This window comes from Flavobacterium sp. 140616W15 (assembly GCF_003668995.1).
Classification (GTDB): Bacteria; Bacteroidota; Bacteroidia; order Flavobacteriales; family Flavobacteriaceae; genus Flavobacterium.
In genome coordinates this window covers 498,743-519,242 of sequence record NZ_CP033068.1, presented here as the reverse complement: position 1 = coordinate 519,242, position 20,500 = coordinate 498,743, and the positions used below count along the sequence as shown (strand labels likewise).

At 33.6% G+C, this 20,500-nt stretch carries 17 protein-coding genes; 5 read left to right on the top strand and 12 right to left on the bottom strand.

Going from position 1 to position 20,500, the window contains the following annotated elements; all coding sequences use genetic code 11:
- Genes gldI through EAG11_RS02265 form a run of 3 tightly spaced genes read left to right on the top strand, consistent with a single transcriptional unit; the run spans nt 1 to nt 3,013 of the window.
- Nucleotides 1-642 carry a gliding motility-associated peptidyl-prolyl isomerase GldI gene (gene gldI, locus EAG11_RS02275; RefSeq protein ID WP_129537703.1) on the top strand — a complete coding sequence of 214 codons (642 nt, stop codon included), beginning with the start codon at nt 1-3 and terminating at the stop codon, nt 640-642.
- A 25-nt stretch (nt 643-667) separates the two neighbouring features.
- Complete coding sequence (locus EAG11_RS02270; RefSeq protein ID WP_129537702.1) at nt 668-1,762, top strand: peptidylprolyl isomerase; 1,095 nt, start codon at nt 668-670, stop codon at nt 1,760-1,762.
- Nucleotides 1,763-1,801: 39 nt separating this feature from the next.
- Nucleotides 1,802-3,013, top strand: a complete 1,212-nt coding sequence (locus tag EAG11_RS02265) for a peptidylprolyl isomerase (protein ID WP_129537701.1) — start codon at nt 1,802-1,804, stop codon at nt 3,011-3,013.
- Between the two features lie 72 nt (nt 3,014-3,085).
- On the opposite strand, the gene EAG11_RS02260 is transcribed toward EAG11_RS02265, so the two are convergent.
- On the bottom strand, nt 3,086-3,529 hold the full coding sequence (locus EAG11_RS02260) for a hypothetical protein (RefSeq protein ID WP_129537700.1): 444 nt from the start codon (nt 3,527-3,529) through the stop codon (nt 3,086-3,088).
- 536 nt (nt 3,530-4,065) lie between these two features.
- A complete protein-coding gene (locus EAG11_RS02255; protein ID WP_242499380.1) occupies nt 4,066-6,372 on the bottom strand; it encodes a GH92 family glycosyl hydrolase in 2,307 nt (768 codons plus the stop codon).
- Between the two features lie 281 nt (nt 6,373-6,653).
- Between EAG11_RS02255 and EAG11_RS02250 the strand changes: the two genes are divergently transcribed.
- A complete protein-coding gene (locus tag EAG11_RS02250) occupies nt 6,654-7,274 on the top strand; it encodes a M949_RS01915 family surface polysaccharide biosynthesis protein (protein ID WP_129537698.1) in 621 nt (206 codons plus the stop codon).
- Between the two features lie 170 nt (nt 7,275-7,444).
- Here the strand turns inward: EAG11_RS02250 and EAG11_RS02245 are convergent, their stop codons facing one another.
- The 10 genes from EAG11_RS02245 to EAG11_RS02200 all read right to left on the bottom strand — a co-directional run bounded on the left by EAG11_RS02245 (nt 7,445) and on the right by EAG11_RS02200 (nt 18,155).
- Nucleotides 7,445-8,041, bottom strand: coding sequence for a GNAT family N-acetyltransferase (locus EAG11_RS02245; protein ID WP_129537697.1), 597 nt, complete (start codon nt 8,039-8,041; stop codon nt 7,445-7,447).
- Between the two features lie 40 nt (nt 8,042-8,081).
- Nucleotides 8,082-8,438, bottom strand: a complete 357-nt coding sequence (locus EAG11_RS02240; protein WP_129537696.1) for a hypothetical protein — start codon at nt 8,436-8,438, stop codon at nt 8,082-8,084.
- A 202-nt stretch (nt 8,439-8,640) separates the two neighbouring features.
- Nucleotides 8,641-9,819 carry an AIR synthase related protein gene (locus tag EAG11_RS02235; protein ID WP_129537695.1) on the bottom strand — a complete coding sequence of 393 codons (1,179 nt, stop codon included), beginning with the start codon at nt 9,817-9,819 and terminating at the stop codon, nt 8,641-8,643.
- A gap of 156 nt (nt 9,820-9,975) precedes the next feature.
- Complete coding sequence (locus EAG11_RS02230) at nt 9,976-11,466, bottom strand: carboxypeptidase regulatory-like domain-containing protein (RefSeq protein WP_242499243.1); 1,491 nt, start codon at nt 11,464-11,466, stop codon at nt 9,976-9,978.
- A gap of 74 nt (nt 11,467-11,540) precedes the next feature.
- A complete protein-coding gene (locus EAG11_RS02225) occupies nt 11,541-12,926 on the bottom strand; it encodes a CsgG/HfaB family protein (RefSeq protein ID WP_129537694.1) in 1,386 nt (461 codons plus the stop codon).
- Nucleotides 12,927-13,000: 74 nt separating this feature from the next.
- Nucleotides 13,001-13,447, bottom strand: a complete 447-nt coding sequence (locus tag EAG11_RS02220) for a curli assembly protein CsgF (protein WP_129537693.1) — start codon at nt 13,445-13,447, stop codon at nt 13,001-13,003.
- A gap of 81 nt (nt 13,448-13,528) precedes the next feature.
- Nucleotides 13,529-14,215, bottom strand: coding sequence for a CsgE family curli-type amyloid fiber assembly protein (locus tag EAG11_RS02215; protein WP_164998646.1), 687 nt, complete (start codon nt 14,213-14,215; stop codon nt 13,529-13,531).
- Between the two features lie 52 nt (nt 14,216-14,267).
- A complete protein-coding gene (locus EAG11_RS02210) occupies nt 14,268-14,753 on the bottom strand; it encodes a hypothetical protein (RefSeq protein WP_129537691.1) in 486 nt (161 codons plus the stop codon).
- A 122-nt stretch (nt 14,754-14,875) separates the two neighbouring features.
- A complete protein-coding gene (locus EAG11_RS02205) occupies nt 14,876-15,565 on the bottom strand; it encodes a hypothetical protein (protein ID WP_129537690.1) in 690 nt (229 codons plus the stop codon).
- A 400-nt stretch (nt 15,566-15,965) separates the two neighbouring features.
- Nucleotides 15,966-18,155 (bottom strand): glutamine synthetase III, encoded by a 2,190-nt coding sequence (locus EAG11_RS02200; RefSeq protein ID WP_129537689.1) that lies wholly within the window; start codon nt 18,153-18,155, stop codon nt 15,966-15,968.
- Nucleotides 18,156-18,558: 403 nt separating this feature from the next.
- On the opposite strand from EAG11_RS02200, the gene EAG11_RS02195 reads away from it, so the two are divergent.
- Entirely contained in the window at nt 18,559-19,575 is a 1,017-nt protein-coding gene (locus EAG11_RS02195; protein WP_129537688.1) for a glutamine synthetase beta-grasp domain-containing protein, read from the top strand.
- Nucleotides 19,576-20,500 lie beyond the last annotated feature (925 nt).

Below are 20,500 nucleotides of genomic sequence, written 5' to 3'. Positions count from 1 at the left end.
ATGAACTATACCAAAATATTTGCTTCAGCTATTGTTCTAGCCGTTTTAGTTTCGAGCTGTAAACAACATGAAGATGCCAGAAGACCAGTTTCTATTTCTTCGGGTACATTCATGAAAAAATCTATTGAACGAAATAAAAAACTTGTAGCTACCGAAGAACAACAAATTAAGGCTGTTATCAAAAGCAACCCTAAAATAAAATACATCGCTTCTGCAAAAGGATATTGGTACGCTTATGAAAACCAAAATACTACAGACACAATAACTCCAAAAAAGGGAGATGTTGCTTTTTTTGACTATGAAATAAAAGACCTAAAAGGAAACATCATTTATAGCGAAATGGAGCTAAGACCTCAAACTTATTTTGTAGATAAACAAGAAATAATGATGGGATTACGTGATGGTATCAAATTAATGCACAAAAACGAAACTGTAAATTTCTTATTTCCATCTCATATGGCTTATGGCTATCATGGCGATGAAAAACGAATTGGAATTAATCAGCCATTAATCTGCACCGTTACTTTACACAATTTTGTTCCAGAAACTGCCTACAGAAAACAAATGGAAGCAAGATCTACAAAAACCGAAGCACCTAAACCTACAACAACGCCTGCAATAAAGAAAGACTCATTAAATTAATAAAAAAACAATTAATATTTTAAAAATGAAAAAAAGCCTCATATTATTATTACTTGCGATTACTACACTTTATTCTTGTAAAGATGAACATAGCAATTTACCTGATGGTTTATATGCAGATATTGAAACCAACAAAGGAAATATCATTGTTGAATTAAATTATCAAAAAGCACCTATAACTGTAGCCAACTTTGTAACGCTTGCAGAAGGTAAGAATGAGTTTGTTACCAATCCAGAATTAAAAAAGAAACCTTTTTTTGACGGATTAAAATTTCATAGAGTTATTGAAGATTTTATGATTCAAACTGGAGATCCACTAGGAACTGGTTCTGGAGACACTGGATATAAATTTAAAGATGAATTTAACGACTTAAAATTTGATAAAGGTGGAGTTCTAGCAATGGCCAACAACGGACCAGCTACAAATAGCAGTCAATTTTTTATTACTCATGTTGAAACTCCTTGGTTAGAAGGCAAACACACTATTTTTGGTCATGTTGTAGACAAAGGAATGGAAGTTGTTAATCAGATTAAACAAGATGATTATATCAAGAAAGTAACGATTATAAGAAATGGTGCAGCTGCTAAGAAATTTGACGCTATAAAAGTATTTCATGATTATTTTTCTGCTGAAGCAAAACAAAAAAGCGAATTTGAATCTAAATTCAAAGTAGTTCGCGATGAAAAATTAGCTTACTATGCAGATTTAAAAGCAAAAGCAACAAAAACTAGTTCTGGATTAGAATTTGTAATTACAGAAAAAGCGAAAGGTAAAAAACCTGCTGCTGGAGCACAAGTATTTATAAATTACGCTGGCTTCCTTGAAGACGGAACATTATTTGATACTTCTATCGAAAGTGTTGCGCAAGCTTTTGGAAAATTTGATCCTGCAAGAGCCGAAGCTAAACAATACAACCCAATATCATTTCAAGCAGGTAGCAAAGAAGGTATGATTCCTGGTTTTATCGAAGGTATCGAACAACTTTCTATTGGAGACAAAGCTGTACTTTTCATTCCATCACATTTAGCTTATGGACAAGCTGGTGCCGGAGGAGTAATTCCGCCAAATGCAAATATTATATTTGAAGTACAGTTGTTAGACAAAATGCCACAACAATAAGTTTATATTAAAAATTAACCGATTTTAAATTAGAATCAGATGAAATTAAAAATTCTATTTTTATTTTGCTTGGGTGTACTTAACCTACAAGCACAGACAAAGAAACCTGTACCTAGCAAGAAAACAGCAATTACAAAAGTTGAAACAAAACCTTCAGTTAACGAAGGGATTTTTGCTACAATTACAACAAAAAAAGGAAATATCGTATTACAGCTTGAATACATAAAAACACCTATTACTGTAGCTAATTTTATATCATTAGCAGAAGGAACAAATCCGTATGTAACTGTTGACAGATTAAAAGGAAAACCATTTTTTGATGGATTAAAATTTCACAGAGTTATCAATGACTTTATGATTCAGGGAGGTGATCCAGACGGAAACGGTTCTGGTGGTCCTGGATATGCCTTTAAAGATGAGTTCGTATCTAGCCTTAGATTTGACAAAGGTGGCATCCTTGCTATGGCAAATTCTGGCCCAACTACCAATGGAAGCCAGTTCTTTATTACTCATAAAGATACACCTTGGTTAAATGACAAACACACTATATTTGGTCACGTTGTAGAAGGAATGAGTGTTGTTAATCTTATTCTTCAGGATGATGTAATGCTTACTGTAAAGATTACTCGTAAAGGAGCTATGGCAAAGAAATTTGATGCACCTAAAGTATTTGCTTCTTATTACGAAAACAAAGCCGAAGAAGCCAAAAAACAAGCTATACTTGATGCTGAAAAAGCCAAACAAGCAGAAGCTGCTTCTCTTGAAAAAGAACGTCTTTACAAAGAAAAATACGCTACTGTAATTGCAGCTAAAAAAGCATATTTTGATACTGCAAAAGCTACTGCAACTACTACTCCATCTGGTTTAACTTATAAAATAGTTCAAAAAGGAACTGGAGAAAAACCAGCAGCAGGTTCTACTTTCTATTTTCATTATGCAGGTTATTTTGAAGACGGAACTCTTTTTGACAGTAGTTTTGAAGAAGTAGCTAAAGCTTACGGAAAACATGAAGCAAATCGTGCGGCACAAGGAGGATACAAAGCTTTCCCATTTCAGGCTGGAAAAAAAGACGGCATGATTCCTGGATTTATCGAAGGATTAGATCTTATGTCTTATGGCGAAAAAGCAATATTCTTCCTTCCATCAAAACTTGCTTATGGTGAAAGAGGCGCTGGCGGAGTAATTCCTCCAAATGCAACGCTTATTTTTGAATTGGAAATCTATAAAGACCAACCAACTCCAAAACAGTAATTTTATTTAAATTATATATCATAAAAAAAACCGATAGTTGTAACTATCGGTTTTTTTATACGCTGTCTTCTCTTATTTTTTAGTTGGAAATTTCCAATCAAACTCATCTTTATCATTAATGATTGCTCCAATTTCAAATTTTACTACTTCTTCAAATTCGGTTTGAAAGATTATCCAGTTTTCTTCGTTAAAGTAATTCTCAAAAGTATCAAACTCCTCTTGCGTGAATTTTGTAATTCCTTTAGTTGCCAAATCTTTTTTCACATCAGCAATTTTTCTTCCGATGATTTTAAACCCAAAAATTTCTAAATCTGGACTTGATGCCACAACATAACCCAACTTTAAAGCTTCTTCCTGATAGAATGTCAATCTCATTTTGTGCTTATTATAAGCAAAAATTACATTATCATCTTCGTCTTTATAGTTTCTATCTGGTTTGCCATAAATAGCCGTAACATCATTCTGTTTCATACCGAACAACAACTTGTCTATTCCGTTTTTAGGATTTATTTTCATATGTCTCTTTCAATTTATTTAAAAAGCAAATTTCGCAAAGTTTTTTACAAACTGCATTATGTTTCTATTTTTAATTACAATTAAATTAAAGATAAAAATGAACCATTAAGAGATTAAGAAAAATTAAGTGCTACGCTCAAATTTCCTTAGGAATTCTAATTGTTTGTTTTTTTTTTAAAGAGTCCCATCGGGGTGACATATTCTGCAATTAGAAAACAAACGTAGGTACCGCTCTGCTGGAGCTTATAAAGTATTTACTCAATGCTTTTTATCCCAAAAAAAACTGCTACTCGAATAATACCGAACAGATGAAGTCAATCTGTTGTCAAAAAACGAAAGCTTAATCTAATCAATTTAATACCTACAAGGTCAAAAAAAGACCTTGCAGGATTACAACGCAAAACTCCCGCTCTACATTGAATTAATTTAAATGATTATTACTTTTTAAATCCATCTACAAAACCTTTGAACCTTTGAACCTTTGAACCTTTGAGCCTTTGAGCCTTTGAATCTTTGAATCTTTGAATCTTAGCAACTTAGTTCCTTAGTACCTTTTCAAGATATATTTTCTTATTTGGTTTACTGCTCATATAAAATGTAATCTTTCCTCCGTTTACAATATCACTGTGTTTTATAACTGGACTTGTAAGCAATTTTCCGTTTAAGAGTACTTTACTAACAAACACATTTTTATCAGATTGGTTTACTGTAGCAACTTCAAATGTCTTTCCGTTTTCAAGATTAAAAACAGCATTTGCAACCAACGGACTTCCTAAACTATAATCTTCTGATCCTGGTGCAACAGGATAAAATCCTAAACTGCTAAAAATATACCAAGCGCTCATTTGTCCAAAATCATCGTTTCCTCCTAATCCATCAGGGCCATTTTTATACATTCTTTTAAGAATCATTCTGATTTTATCTTGTGCTTTCCATGGCGAATTTGTCCAATTGTACAAATAAACCACATGGTGTGAAGGCTCGTTTCCATGCACATAATTACCAATTATTCCTTCTTTCGTAATATCCTCTGTATTTTCAAAATATTTATCTGGTAAATGCATCGAGAAAAGAGAATCTAATCTTCTTGTAAAAGCGTCTTTTCCATTCATCATTTTTATCATCTCTGTAGGATCTTGTGGAACATACAAACTGTAATTCCAAGAATTCCCCTCTATGAATCCTTGTCCGTGTGTATCTAAAGGATCAAACTCTTTCTTGAATGTTCCATCATCAAGTTTAGGTCTCATGAAACCCGTTTTAGTATCATAGACATTTTTATAGTTTTGAGCTCTTTTTGAGAACTCGTTGTAAACATCTTCTTTCCCTATTTTTTTGGCAGCTTGCGCAATTGCCCAATCGTCATAAGCATATTCTAAAGTTTTAGATACCGATGATCCATTTTTATCTTCAGGAACATATCCTTTTTTCATATAATACTCTAATCCATCATAATAAGAGACTTTTGCTGTATTTACAGTGGCAAGAAGCGCTTTATCTACATCAAAATTGGTATTACCTTTAACTATAGCGTCTGCAATTACCGAAACACTATGATACCCAATCATACACCAGTTTTCATTTCCATAATGTGACCATATTGGCAACATTTTATGTACACTTTGGTCATAATGCGCTAACATGGAGTTAATCATATCTGAATTCCTTTTTGGCTGGACCAAATTAAATAACGGATGCAGAGCTCTGTAAGTATCCCACAATGAAAAACTTGTATAATTCTGGAATGTAGTTGCCTGATGAATATTACCATCTAATCCTTTATACTTCCCGTCGGTATCCATATATACTGTTGGACCTAAGAAAGCATGATACATTGCTGTATAGAAATTAACCATGTCTTCCTTTTTGGTTGTTTGAACCTGAATTTTATTCAGTTCTTTGTTCCAAACTTCTTGACTTTCTTTTTTAACTCTTTCAAAATCCCAATCTGGAATTTCTGCTTTCATATTAGCCAATGCTCCTTGGGTGCTGACTGGTGAAATAGCAAATTTTATTTTTATCTTTTCATTTTCATTTGTATCAAAATCAAAAAATAATTTTAAGTTTGCCCCTGCCATTTCTGGAAAGTTTTTGGTTTGATCAAATCTTCCCCAGAAGCCTTTATATACACTTTTTTCGGGTGTAGCCTGTCCATATCCCTTAATAGGCTTGCTAAAAGACATCGCAAAATATACTGTTCGAGTTCTAGCCCAACCATTTGTTTGGCGATATCCTGTAATTAAAGTGTCATTCTCAACACGAACAAAAGTCCACACATTCTTTTTATCATAGTTATATATCCCTGCGGTAAGATCTAAAATAATATGTGCTTGATCTGACTTTGGAAATGTATATTGATGCATCCCAACTCTTGTAGTTGCAGTTAGTTCAGCTTTGATGTTATGGTCTTCCAAAAGAACGCTATAATATGCTGGTTCAGCTTTTTCTGTTTTATGTGAGAATACTGATCGATATCCTGTTTCTGGACGACTTGCAGTTCCTGGATTTAATTGTAGTTTCCCTGTTGTTGGCATAATTAAAAAATCGCCTAAATCAGAATGCCCTGTTCCACTAAAATGGGTATGACTAAATCCTACTATCGTTTTGTCTTCGTATTGATATCCTGCGCAATATTTATAAACATCTTTATTATACTTACCATTAGTTGCATAAGGGATCGTATCGGTTTCAGGGCTTAATTGCACACTCCCAAATGGTACTGTAGCACCTGGATAAGTATGCCCCATCTTAGCAGTCCCGATCATTGGATCTACGTATTGAACTAAATCTTTAAGTCTATACGTTTTTTCCTGTGCATTTACTTTATAGGAAGGAACCAACATTAAAACTGACAATCCGAGAAGAAGTTTTTTGTAATTTACAATATTCATTAGGTCTTTTTTGATTTATAGTTGTGAGTTAATAGTCTTGAAATATTTTTACTAAAACGATTTAATAAACTTTCAGGTTAGAAAATTACAATAAATATTGGTTTTTAAAAAATTACTTTGCGAATTCTATCAATGAAATTTAATTCTGTATTTGTAATGCTGTAATCACTTACTTTTTTAAAAATAAAACTAAAAATGAATATCTTTGAGTAGTCAAAAAAGGATTTTAACTTATGAAAAAACTTATTTTATTATTGGTTTTCTTTTACTCTATAAATAGTTTTTCACAAACCGTGCAAAGCAAAATACTGAGCGAAAATGAAATATCCGAAAGAGATTTAGATGGAGGTAAATTTCCTGTTTTTAGAGCTTATGAATATCAAGATAAAGGTGGAGTATATGAACTAACTTTAAATGAAAATCAAAAAGTTGTCTCATCTAAAGATACATTAAACACCAAAATTGAAGCCGTTTGTTACTTAAATGATCATGGTGGTTATATCATAAAATGGACTATAAACGACTTAGTTGAAAGTGCAGAAGTAGAAGAAACTTCTATTTGGTTTTGGACAAAATACTGCAGTACTCAAGATATAGACAACGATGGATACGTTGACCCTGTAATTGTTTATGGTACCAAAACAGATGATGATAATATCAGACGTATCAAAATCATAACTGTTTACAAAGGTAAAAAATATGTTATACGAGCTGTAGAGTGCGACTTAGACTATTGCAGAAGTTTTAAAAAAGACAAAAACTGGAATTTACTACCTCAAAAAATAAAAACGCATATCGATCAATTACTTGCCAAAATTAGAAAAGAACAGCATGTATTATTAAAAGATGGTTAGCAACGAATTTTTTTAATTTACTTTGCGTGCTTTGCGGTTAATTTTCTCGCCACAAATTATGGGGTTTCTCCCGATGATTCTTCGACTCCGCTCAGAATGACACAATTGAAAAAAAAACTTTGCGTGCTTTGCGGTTAATTTTTCTGCCACAGTCACACCAGCAACTTATTTTACAGCTTTTGTCTTAGATTTTCTTTTACCTCATCGAACCATTCTTCACGTACAATACTCAAGATAATTGTATCACGACGTACGTCACTGCCAAAGGTTGGCATATGGTTACGTAAAACTCCTTCAACTTTACAGCCGATGCTTTTCATTGCTGCAACACTTCGTTGGTTATTATTGTCTGCACGGAATTCTACTCGTTCCATTCCCATGGTTTCGAAGGCATATTGCAATAATAAGTATTTGCAATGCTTATTTAATCCTGTTCCTCTAAATGCTGAACCGTACCAAGTATATCCTAATTGTAAGGTTTTGAACGAAAGCTGTATGTCGTAAAAGCGTGTACTTCCTGCGTATTTTCCTGATTTCTTATCAAAAACTATAAAAGGAAATTCAATTTTATTATCTCTTGCTTTTAATGCAATAGCTATATAATTCTCTAGATTTTCTTTTCCGTTGGCACGAATTAACGAATACTCCCAAGTTTCTGGTTCGTTAAGAGAAATCTCTAATAAATTTTCGACGTCAGTTGTTTGCAAAGGACGCAGTAAAACTAAGTCGTCTTCAAGTACTACATTGTAAGAGAAATTGAAATCCATTTTGTTAAAAATAAGCTTTGTAATTTATTTAAAATTTTGATTACTCATTCATATCGTCATATCGTTCTGGAACTTGCGGATCATAGAGTGGACATTTAAATTCTTCTAGTGCATTGACCAGAATATCCATTGCTTTCCCTTCAGTTCCGTAACAATCTATCCTGATGCTTTGCGGTGTAGTGATTACCTGAAAAGCTCCTTTCCCTTCTTTGTTTTTCCAACTGTTGTCATCGACTTTCTCCCATTTAGAGAACAATGAACCTATCCTGTTTAGGATTACAGTAACAGGAAGTTGCTCTAAACCTTCAACGTCTTGCTCTTCGATAAGTGCTTCATAGACTTCGTGATGGTTTAAATAAATTCCTTCTGAGTATTTCCAAAAAAGTAATTCGTACATGATAACGTGATTTTTAGCCCCGATAGTAGCGACATCCTTTTTGGGCGGTGTTCGCCCTAAAAGATATAGCGGATAGCGGGTCCCGATAGCAATCGGGATAGCTCCTAAAAAAGCTAATTATTAATAAAAAGGTTCTGTTGTAATCTCCAGTATAAAAACCTTTGTAACTCAGAACCTTTGAGCCTTTGAACCTTCAAAAAAATTAATACTCGAATGTACCGTATTCACTAGTAATTGTCAGCTTTTTATCGTCAGCTGCTTCTACTCTTCCTACGATTTGTGCATCGACATTGAATGATTTTGAAATCGCAATTATATCTTGTGCAATCGCTTCAGGAACGTATAATTCCATTCGGTGACCACAATTAAATACTTGATACATTTCTTTCCAATCTGTTTTAGATTGTTCCTGAATTAATTGAAACAATGGTGGAACTGGAAATAAATTATCTTTTATGATGTGTAAATTCTGTACGAAATGAAGGATTTTTGTCTGCGCTCCTCCACTACAATGTACCATTCCGTGAATTTCTTCTGGTGTATACTTATCTAATATTTTTTTGATAATTGGTGCGTAAGTTCTCGTTGGAGAAAGTACCAATTGTCCTGCATCTATCGGGCTATTTTCGACAGCATCGGTCAATTTTACTTGTCCTGAATAAATTAATTCTTCGGGAACTGCTGCATCAAAACTTTCTGGATATTTGGTTGCTAAGTATTTACCGAATACATCATGACGTGCCGATGTCAATCCGTTACTTCCCATTCCTCCATTATAGCTTTTCTCGTATGTTGACTGACCAAATGAAGCCAATCCTACAATTACATCACCTGCTTTAATATTTGCATTGTCTACTACTTTTGAACGTTTCATACGTGCTGTTACTGTAGAATCTACAATTATTGTACGTACGATATCTCCAACATCGGCAGTTTCTCCTCCTGTTGAATGAATGGTAACTCCAAAAGTATCTAACTCTTTTATCAGTTCTTCGGTTCCATTAATGATTGCAGAAATTACTTCGGCTGGAATTAGATTTTTATTTCTACCGATTGTTGATGAAAGCAAAATATTATCTGTTGCTCCTACACATAGTAAATCATCTATGTTCATAATTAATGCATCCTGTGCAATTCCTTTCCATACAGATATATCGCCTGTTTCTTTCCAATACATATAGGCCAAAGATGATTTTGTACCTGCACCATCGGCATGCATTATAAGACAATATTCTTCGTCTTGGGTCAAATAGTCTGGGACAATTTTACAAAATGCTTGTGGAAACAGTCCTTTATCAATGTTTTTTATGGCGTTGTGTACGTCTTCTTTAGATGCCGAAACTCCTCTTTGTGCGTACCTTTTGCTAGAATCTGAACTCATGAAATTAGTTTGTGTTGTTGATGTCGTGCAAAGATAACCAGTTTTTTTAATTGTTGCGTTTTATGGCTGTCTGAAACATAAAAAAATCCGATAAGTTTGAGACTCTCATCGGATTTTTAGAAAAAAAGTGTTTGGAAATCTAGATCCATACCACGATTATTTCCATTCGGGCATTGATGCGTTTTGAAATAAGGTGGTTCTTGATGATGTGGAACCACTTGTATTAGTGACACTTACTTTTTGTATGTTTTGAGCTGATATTCCGTCATTTGAGGTATTTACAAATATGACTTCGGCTTCATTTGGTGAAAATTTAACATCTAAATCGTTAAAACCATTCTGTTTTTGAGTTGTTAACTCTACTGCTGCATTGGTTGAACGGGTGTACATAAAAATTCGTGAATCTAATCTTCGATACGTTGAATTCTCAAAACCGGAAACATCTCTTGTAAAAATAACTCTCTGATTATCTACAGAAACATTCAATCCACTTGCTGCTCCGCTTAAACCTGTTTGCACGGTATATAAAACTGTTCCCGACATATCTATTACATAAATTTCTACATTATATCCTGATCTATCATTGACTTTTAGTGCTATTTGGCTACCATCTTTACTCCAATCGCATTCGGATATGAACTTTCCGTTAGGCGTTTGAAATAATTGTACAAGTCCTCCTCCATCTGAATCTATACGATATAATTTATCAAAATTTGGATAAATTATCTGGCTTCCATTCGTATTCCAGCAATAATTTACAAACTCCATATTAAATCCTGCAACAGGTACATAATTTGTAACTTTAAATACTCCTGAGCCATCTGGATTCATTGTATATATCTGATTTTGAGAACCATCAGAGCTAAGGTACGCAATTTTATTTACACTTAAGTTTTTTCTTGGTCTAAAACTATTAACATTTGAAGATGTTAATTGTAACTGGTTTCCTGCTTCGTCTGCAGTATATATAACGTTGTTGTTATTTACTTTTTTTACATACAAAAACCTCGGATTTGGAAATGCTAAAGTTGTAAATGAATTGGTTACACTATTAGTTGGTTTATTAATCCCATCAGAAACTGCTACTTGCCAATAGTATTTTGTACTATAGCTTAAATCTTTTATTGCCAAAGTTGTTGTTTTGAGATCTGTATATGTTTTAACCTCATCTGTCGTTCCATTTTTTATAGTAACAGTATAGGTTAAAACATCTGATTCTTTATCGGTAGCTGTCCATGTTAAATTTAAACTCAGCGCCTGATCTTTTGCATTATCAGCTGGAGCTGTTAGCACCGGAATTTCTGGCGGTTTATTATTTGCAGTAGAAATTTCTAATTCAAATATAACTTGTACTGTAGCATCGGCAGTAACTTTTGCCGGTTCAAATCTGGCAATATAGCCGTCTTTTTGAGCCTGAAAGGAGTAATCTCCAGCCAACACGCCCTCTAGAGTAAAATAACCGTCTTTATCTGTAAATACTGTACTTGTCGCAGGACTTGAAGATACGCGTACATTTTCTACAGGCGTAAACGTTCCCGACTCGACGACTCTTCCTTTTACAGTTCCACTTGCTCCATCCTTCAATTGTTCTTCACTACAAGAAATCAAAAGAATAAAACACACTAAAATTCTTAATCCTATTTTCATTTGTAGATTTTATTTATTAGACTTTTATCAAGTTTATTCGATCTGATTTTTCGAATGAAATATTTTTATTATCCTTAAGAAAACTTACATTTTCTTTTTTTATGATAGTTCTTTGGGAAATAATAGGTCACCCCTAAACCAAACCGCCAATAAAAATCGTCCCTGACACCACTATCAACATAATCTATCATATCTGTAAAATTTACATTGTATTCTCCGTACACTTTTACACCAAAATTGCTCGTTACCAGATACTCTAGCCCTCCACCAAATTGAACTTTTGTATGCATATTTTTATACTTAGAATTAAATCCTACACCTGCTCCTCCAAAAATAAAAGGCGTAAATACATCGTGAGGCAGTATTGACAATTCTAGATTAAGATCTAGTGTTGCATATCCTACATCTAACTTGTTTTTATTACCTAGTTTAAAAACATTTGTAGACGCACTAATATCAAAAGCCGGGGTAAAGAAGAATTTTACTGCACCTCTTGCCATTGGTTTTGCAACTGGATTAGGATAATCACCTTGCATATATGTTGCACCACCTGCTAGTTCGATCCCAAATCGTCCTCTTCTCTCGGTAAGATTCCTTCCATAAAGTTGTGCTAAATCGGCTTCGCTTTTTTCATTATCATAGCCAGCAACAAAATTATCTACCTGAACTTGTGGCGCATCTACTTCCCAAAGTTTATCTTTAATTCCATCTACAATGAGTCCCTCAACTGCTTTTTCGATAGCTTCGGTAACGGCTAATTGTATCGGCTCATTTCGGGTAAAACCTGTTTCGACTTCCAGAAGTCTGTTTAGGTTTACATATCGAAATAAATTGGCATCGACACTTTGCGATAAAATCGTTTTGGAAACATAAACGGTATTTAAGATTTTACCATTTGATGTTGAAACTAGTCTTAGATAAACAGTAACTCTATCTTGTCTATATCTTACAGAAGCTCCTGCTCCAAAATATCGAGCACCAAAACCTCCTGTAATTATATTTGTGTCGTAGGATATAATACCTCCTTCAAGCAAAACTCCTGCAAATAAAAGAGGCGTTAATGGGGCTTCTTTTTCATTAGGTTTAGTAGAATACTCTTGCCTTGTAGATCTAATGATGTTTCTTTCATTAAGTAAATTCCCCAAGTTTTCACGTTCAATTGGAATAAACCATTTTGAGTCCTCAAGTGCTTTTATTAAAATAGAAGTAGCTCCTTGTGTAACTGCTGTACTAAATGTGCTTCCTTGTTCGATAGCTTTGTACTGTCCTGTTTGATCCTTAAATTTATACACCCCAACAACAATTTGTTCTTTAGGTTTAGGAATATTGGTTAATGCCGAGGTGGCTGGTGTATTCTCTCCATAAATAGCTTTTTGTACTCCAACTGGTTGATTAAAATAGGCACCACAACCTGAGAATAAAAGAACTACTAGAACTCCAAAAAGTGATTTTTGATTCATAAGTGATTTTTTATTAACTTAATTAGTGATAAAAAATGTATAACTTATTACTAAGCGATAAGAAGGTGAGCTTATTAATTTCCAGGAACTATTACCTGAGTTTGCTCACCAGTTTCTATATCCAAGATATCTACAACTAGTCCTAAATTAGACGGGTAAACATCTACAGAGAGCGTTCCAAAGACATAAGATCCCGGTTTAATTCCTCCTCCTGTGCCTGTTCCAGTACCGATACCAGTGCCTGTTCCAGTACCAAACTGATCTTCAAATAAAGAATTTGATAGCTTGTTAAGTAACTGATTATTGAGATTTTCTTTGAAACGTTGTAAATCTGATTTTTGTTCGAATCCTGTAGTTTTATCTTCTTTGTAGTCATTTTGCGCTTGCGCCGAACTTAGCAACCAATTGTAGTTAAAAGTATCTCCACCAAAAGCTGGATTGATAGGTTTGTATGCTAAATCTTGCGCAACTGAAGTAAAACAAATTCCTAGTAAACAAAATAGTAAAGTTATTGTCTTCATTTTGGTATTTTTAGGGTTAAAAATAACGGTCAAAAAACATTCAATTAATCTATTCGAAAGTCAACTAATTAAATGCACAACTTAATACTGAGAGATAAACTTATTTTGTCGTTCGATACTTTTAAAATACTTAAAAAGTTTAGCCGATGACGATTCGGCCATGTATTTTAAAAACTCTTCATCTGGTCTTGAAATAAATTCATCAATTATTTCTCCATCAACATCTATCATTATCCTAGTTGTTCTTCCGAAGGTTAATTCTTCTCGAACTGTAACGATCTTATGTGATTTGATTTTTAATTTCGAATATTCTGAATAAAAATAATCGTAAAAATCATTGCCCAACTTAGTCTTAGTATCGTTTGAAACGATACCATTCATTTCTAATCCGTCAATAGGTTTTGGAATGGCAATTCTTGCTTCGTCTTTTCCACCAAAAACTACTTTATCTTTTCCTATTACTGCATTATTATCGTCATAAATCAATAACAAGATTATTATTTCATCATCTTGGGTAAAATTTACCTGTGTTTTTGAAAGATTTACTTTCTGAATTGGTTCTAATGTAACTCTACCATCTTGCGCATTATTGGATTGATTAGAATTGGATTTATTTACTTTTAAAACTGATAATTTATAAGAGATGTTTTTAAACTCTGATTTTAAATTTTCGACAGTTCCAGTAATAGCTAACAAATTTTCTATTTTTTCAATTTCAATTTTTGCTTTCACTTCGGTATAAACCACTTGCGCATATGTATTTTGCATTACCAACAGCATTATAATTAAAATAATATTTATGATATACTGCTTCATAGCCTCAATGATTGAAAATATAAATAGTACCTGAATTTCCAGTTTGAGTAATTCTCATTCCTTCGGATATAGAATTTGATCCATTATTAAAAACATTTAGGTTGCTTCCGTTTTGAATAATCGACATATTTATAGCCCCACTAGAGTATAAAGAAAAATCGCTCACCATATTATTATTTCCAGTTTGAACAACCGATTGATTAATTTCTGGTGCTTTCTTATACATATTTATATAATTTTCATTTCCTATTTGACTAAGAACTACATTGGCATTATTACTAATGATACTTACATCCGAAGTATTGTAATTCCCTATTTGCATAATATTTACAATATTATTATTTTGAACAAATAGATTGGCATTTTGATTTCTATAAGCATTATTTCCTTCCAACGCTTTTATAACATACGAGTTTAGAACTGGATTAATATCCTGCGAGAAAGCAATACTTGTAAATAGAAATACTATTAAATACACTATTGGTTTCATGATAATATCGTTTTAAAATAAATCTCTTTAAAAATTTATACCAGTTTTATGTCTTAAACCATAAAACTGGTATAAACTGAATTACAAGTAAAATTCAAAATTTCACTTCTTCGAGTAAAAGCTTAGTTAGATTGGAAAACTATAGCTCCGTTTGCAATACCTGTTTGAGAAATAGTACTCATATGGTCGTTTCCAAATTGTAATGTTAATGCATAATTAGCAACACCGTTTTGGTAAACACTTGACATGTTATCATATCCAAGTTGTGATGTAATTGCTGTATTACCATCTCCTAATTGATAAATATCTGAAGAGTTAAACCAGTATGATTGCACTACAAATGCATTATTACCATCTCCATCTTGATCAATAGTTGATGAGTTACCTACGAAAAATTGTAATGTTGTTGCATTGTTATTATCTCCAGATTGAGTAGTTGATGCATAGTTAAAAGCTCCTGCTTGTGCTGTTAATGCACTATTATTATCACCCATTTGATCTATTAATGCAATATTACCAAGACCTAATTGTCCTATAGTTGCACTATTGCTATCACCATTTTGACTTACTGCTCCTATGTTAAAAATACCAACTTGAGCAACATCCGATTCATTTGAATCTCCTGTTTGACCAACAAAAGCTAAATTTGCTAAACCAAATTGAGTTACTTGTGAGTCATTTGAAGAACCTACCTGAGCTACCAAAGCTCCATTAATCCAACCTACTTGATTTACATCACTTAAATTGGCTTGCGCAATTGCTGCAGCACCTACAAATAGCATCGCGGAGATGCTTAAAACTACTTTTTTCATAATAAATATATTTAATTGGTTATTAATACAAATTATTATGTAGGTTTTGTAAAGGGGAATCACTTCAAAAAATGTGATTGTAAATAAGTTAAATAAAATTAAACGAAGTGGTTTTATTTCTTAATTACGATTCAAATTTAAAGAACTTTCTTTTAACGAAATAAATACAAATATCTATTTTTCAACACGTTAACAGTCTTTTCGATGAAGTGCAAAACAATAACGACGAAATGCTAATTTTATCTTAATGTACTATCAGAAAAAAATTACTAAATCATTAAATCAATATTCAGATTCTATTTTCATTCTTAAAAATGGAATTTAAACTGCATTTTGGAATTTATTATACAAAAAAAGGTCCAGCAAAATGCCGGACCCTTTTACAATACGCTTTAAGCTCTTATTTAGTAAATAATAGCTCTCTATATTTAGTCAATGTCCAAATTTCATTATCTACAAGTAGCTCTAATTTATCGCAATGATTACGTATATCCTCAAAATAAGGTTTTACATTATTGCAATAAGCCTCAGCCATTTCTTGTGCATCTGTAAGGTGATTTGCTTTCTTTCTTTCGTTAGTCATCGCTTCTACTTTAGAATTGATTCCTTCGATATGTCCTGAAATTTGTTTAATCAATACAATTTGCTCTTTGGCTGTAGTAAGGAAATCATCTCCAAAAATTTCTTTTAATCCTTTTACATTCTCTATTAATGTATTTTGGTAACGAATGGCAGTAGGAATAACATGGTTTTTTGAAATATCTCCTAAAACTCTTCCTTCTATTTGAATTTTCTTAGTGTACTCTTCCAATTCAATTTCGTAACGTGCCTCTACCTCTACATGGTTCATGATACCCAATTCTGAGAATAAATCCAATGCTTGCTTAGATGCTCTTGCTTTTAATGCCTGAGGAGTTGTTTTATGATTACTCAAACCTCTTTTGGCAGCTTCAATTTCCCAAGCTTCGCTATATCCGTCTCCTTCAAAAAGGATTTTTTTAGAAACCTTAATATATTCTCTTAAAACATTAAAGATAGCATCATCTTTCTTCATGTCTTTTAGGTCAATCAGAGCATCAACCTCAACTTTAAAGTCTTTTAATTGTTTTGCAACAATAGCATTCAGAGTAGTCATTGAATTCGCACAGTTTGCTGTTGAACCCACTGCTCTAAACTCAAATTTATTTCCTGTAAAGGCAAATGGCGAAGTTCTGTTTCTATCTGTATTATCTAATAATACATCTGGAATTTTACCTACTACATTCAGTTTTAAATCTGTTTTTTCTTCTGGAGATAATTTTCCAGTTGTTACACCTTCTAATTCTGCCAAAACCTTAGTTAATTGCTCTCCAATAAACACAGAGATAATTGCTGGTGGCGCTTCATTAGCTCCTAATCGGTGATCATTACTTGCTGTAGCAATTGCTGCTCTTAATAATTCTTCGTAATCATTAACCGCTTTAATCGTATTAATAAAGAATGTTAAAAACTGTAAATTACTCATCGGAGTTTTACTTGGACTTAACAAGTTTACTCCAGTATCTGTTGCCAGTGACCAGTTGTTGTGCTTACCAGAACCATTAACTCCTTTAAATGGTTTTTCATGAAATAATACTTTAAAGTGATGGCGCTCGGCCACTTTTTGCATTACATCCATTAATAAACAGTTATGATCTACTGCTAAATTTGTCTCTTCAAAAATTGGTGCCAACTCAAACTGATTTGGCGCTACCTCATTATGACGTGTTTTAACTGGTATTCCTAACAACATACATTCTTGTTCCAAATCTCTCATATAAACTAATGCACGAGTAGGAATTGATCCAAAATAATGATCGTCTAATTGTTGTCCTTTAGCAGATGTATGTCCTAACAATGTTCTTCCTGTCATCATAAGATCAGGACGAGATTCTGCAAGAGATTTATCTATAAGAAAATATTCTTGCTCCCACCCAAGAGTCGCTGTAACTTTCTTTACATTCTTATCAAAATATTTACAAACGTCTGTTGCAGCATCATCAATAGCAGAAAGTGCTCTTAATAAAGGTATCTTATTATCTAATGCTTCTCCTGTATATGATATGAAAACAGTAGGAATACATAATGTAGTTCCAAAAATAAATGCTGGCGATGTTGGATCCCAAGCTGTATATCCTCTTGCTTCAAATGTATTTCTTATTCCTCCGTTAGGGAAACTTGAAGCATCTGGCTCTTGTTGTACCAATTGTGCTCCTCCAAATTTCTCAAATGAATCTGTTCCATCATATGATGTCTCAAAAAAAGCATCATGCTTTTCTGCTGTCGTACCTGTTAATGGCTGAAACCAATGTGTATAATGTGTAACCCCTTTTGCAAGAGCCCACTCTTTCATACCCATTGCGATATAATCCGCCAATTTTCTATCTATCTTAGTTCCATGCTGAACCGCTCCCTGTACTCCTTTAAATGCATCCGAAGTCAAATATTGCTTCATTGCTTTATCGTTAAATACATTAGAACCAAAAATGGTTGATTTTCTGTCGGTTTCTTCAAACTGAACAGGCTTTCTTGTTGAAGCTTCTTTTAAAGCTTGGAAACGTAATGTTGACATGCTGACAAATTTTAAATTATTATTAATTTACATTTTACAATAAAGTGCAAATATAATAATAAATCCCCTCTTTTACACCCCTACTAATACCTTTTATGCAACTATTTCAAAGTACACCCCCTCCTTTTCGAAGTAATTTAACAAATCCCCTCTGTTTTCAGCATTATTGAAACAATTTAATAACCACTAGATAACGTTCATTTTAAAAAAAACAGCCCATAATTGCGATATTATTTTTATACCCCCATAAAATTGACTATTTAAAAATTTAGGAATCAAAAAATGAGCTTATGCGAAAAATAACAATACCATAAATAAAAAATACCCCCATTTTTCTAGCAATAAAAAAATAAATTTATATTTGACCCAACAAAAAAATCCAAAAAAATTAATTTATATTATTATGGCTAAAATAAAGTTAGAGTATGTTTGGTTAGATGGATATGAGCCAACTCAGAATCTTAGAAGCAAAACTAAAGTTGAAGAACACGAAAATTTCAAAGGAACATTAGAAGAACTAGGTAATTGGTCTTTTGATGGATCATCAACTAAACAAGCGCAAGGCGGATCTTCAGACTGCTTATTAGTTCCTGTTGCAATTTACCCAGATCCAACTCGTATCAATGGATACTTAGTTATGTCTGAGGTTATGTATGCTGACGGAACGCCACACCCTTCTAACGGTAGAGCTACTATTGATGATGACAATGATGATTTTTGGTTTGGTTTTGAACAAGAGTATTTCATCATGGACACTAAAACTTTATTGCCATTAGGTTTCCCTGTTGGAGGCTATCCTGCTCCACAAGGTATGTACTACTGCTCTGTAGGTGGAAAAAACACTCACGGTAGAAAATTAGTCGAAGAACATGCAGATTTATGTATCGCAGCTGGTCTTAACTTTGAAGGTATCAACCAAGAGGTTGCTTGCGGACAATGGGAATTCCAATTATTTGCTAAAGGTGCTAAAAAAGCGGGTGACGAAATTTGGATTGCCAGATACTTATTAGATCGATTGACTGAAAAATATGGTTACTATATCGAATACCACCCTAAACCTCTTGGTGATACAGATTGGAATGGTTCTGGTATGCACGCTAATTTCTCTAATGAAGTTTTAAGAACTTGTGGAGATCAAGCTACTTACGAAAAAATATGTGAGGCTTTCCGTCCTGTAACTGCTGAGCATATTGCTGTTTACGGTGCTTACAACGATTTACGTTTAACAGGTAAACATGAAACGGCTTCTATTCATGATTTCTCTTTCGGAATTTCTGATAGAGGTGCATCGATAAGAATTCCATTAATTACAGTACAAAAAGGCTGGAAAGGCTGGTTAGAAGACAGAAGACCTGCATCTAACGGTGACCCATATAAAATTGCTGCCAGAATTATCAAAACTGTTAAATCAGCATTGTAATTTCATAGCCTTATAGCGTATTTACTCAATATTACTTTTATTATACCAGTAAGTATTACTATCATATATAAAACTTTACCATTAAGAGATTAAGAAAATTTAAGTCCAATACTTAATGAAACTTGATTTCTTAATGGTATTTTTTTTCCACAGATTAAAACAAACTTGTCACCCTTAGCGCTCTTTTCGGTAAAATACGCCACAGATTAAAGGATTAAAAAGAATTAAAATCTGCTCAATCCGCTAAATCTGCGAGCAAACTAACACAAGCTTGTCACCCTGACGAAGGAAGGGTCTTACCTGATAGCTCCACAAAGATTATGGAGTTTCTCGCGAAGATTTGCTTCGCCTGTTCGCTATCGCTCGAGTCTCTTTCATCGAAATGACAAGATCGGAGGGTTTCTTTTGCGTTCTTTGCGTATCCCGATAGCTATCGGGACTGCGCCCTTTGCGGTAAAATAAACCATAGATTAAAAGAATTAAAATCAGCTCAATCCGCTAAATCTGCGAGCAAACTAACATAAGCTTGTCACCCTGACGAAGGAAGGGTCTTACCTGATAGCTCCACAAAGATTATGGAGTTTCTCGCGAAGATTTGCTTCGCCTGTTCGCTATCGCTCGAGTCTCTTTCATCGAAATGACAAGATCGGAGGGTTTCTTTTGCGTTCTTTGCGTATCCCGATAGCTATCGGGACTGCGCCCTTTGTGATAAAATAAACCACAGATTAAAAGAATTAAAATCTGCTCAATCTGCTTAATCTGCGAGCAAACTAACACAAGCTTGTCACCCTGACGAAGGAAGGGTCTTACCTGATAGCTCCACAAAGATTATGGAGTTTCTCGCGAAGATTTGCTTCGCCTGCTCGCTATCGCTCGAGTCTCTTTCATCGAAATGACAAGATCGGAGAGTTTCTTTTGCGTTCTT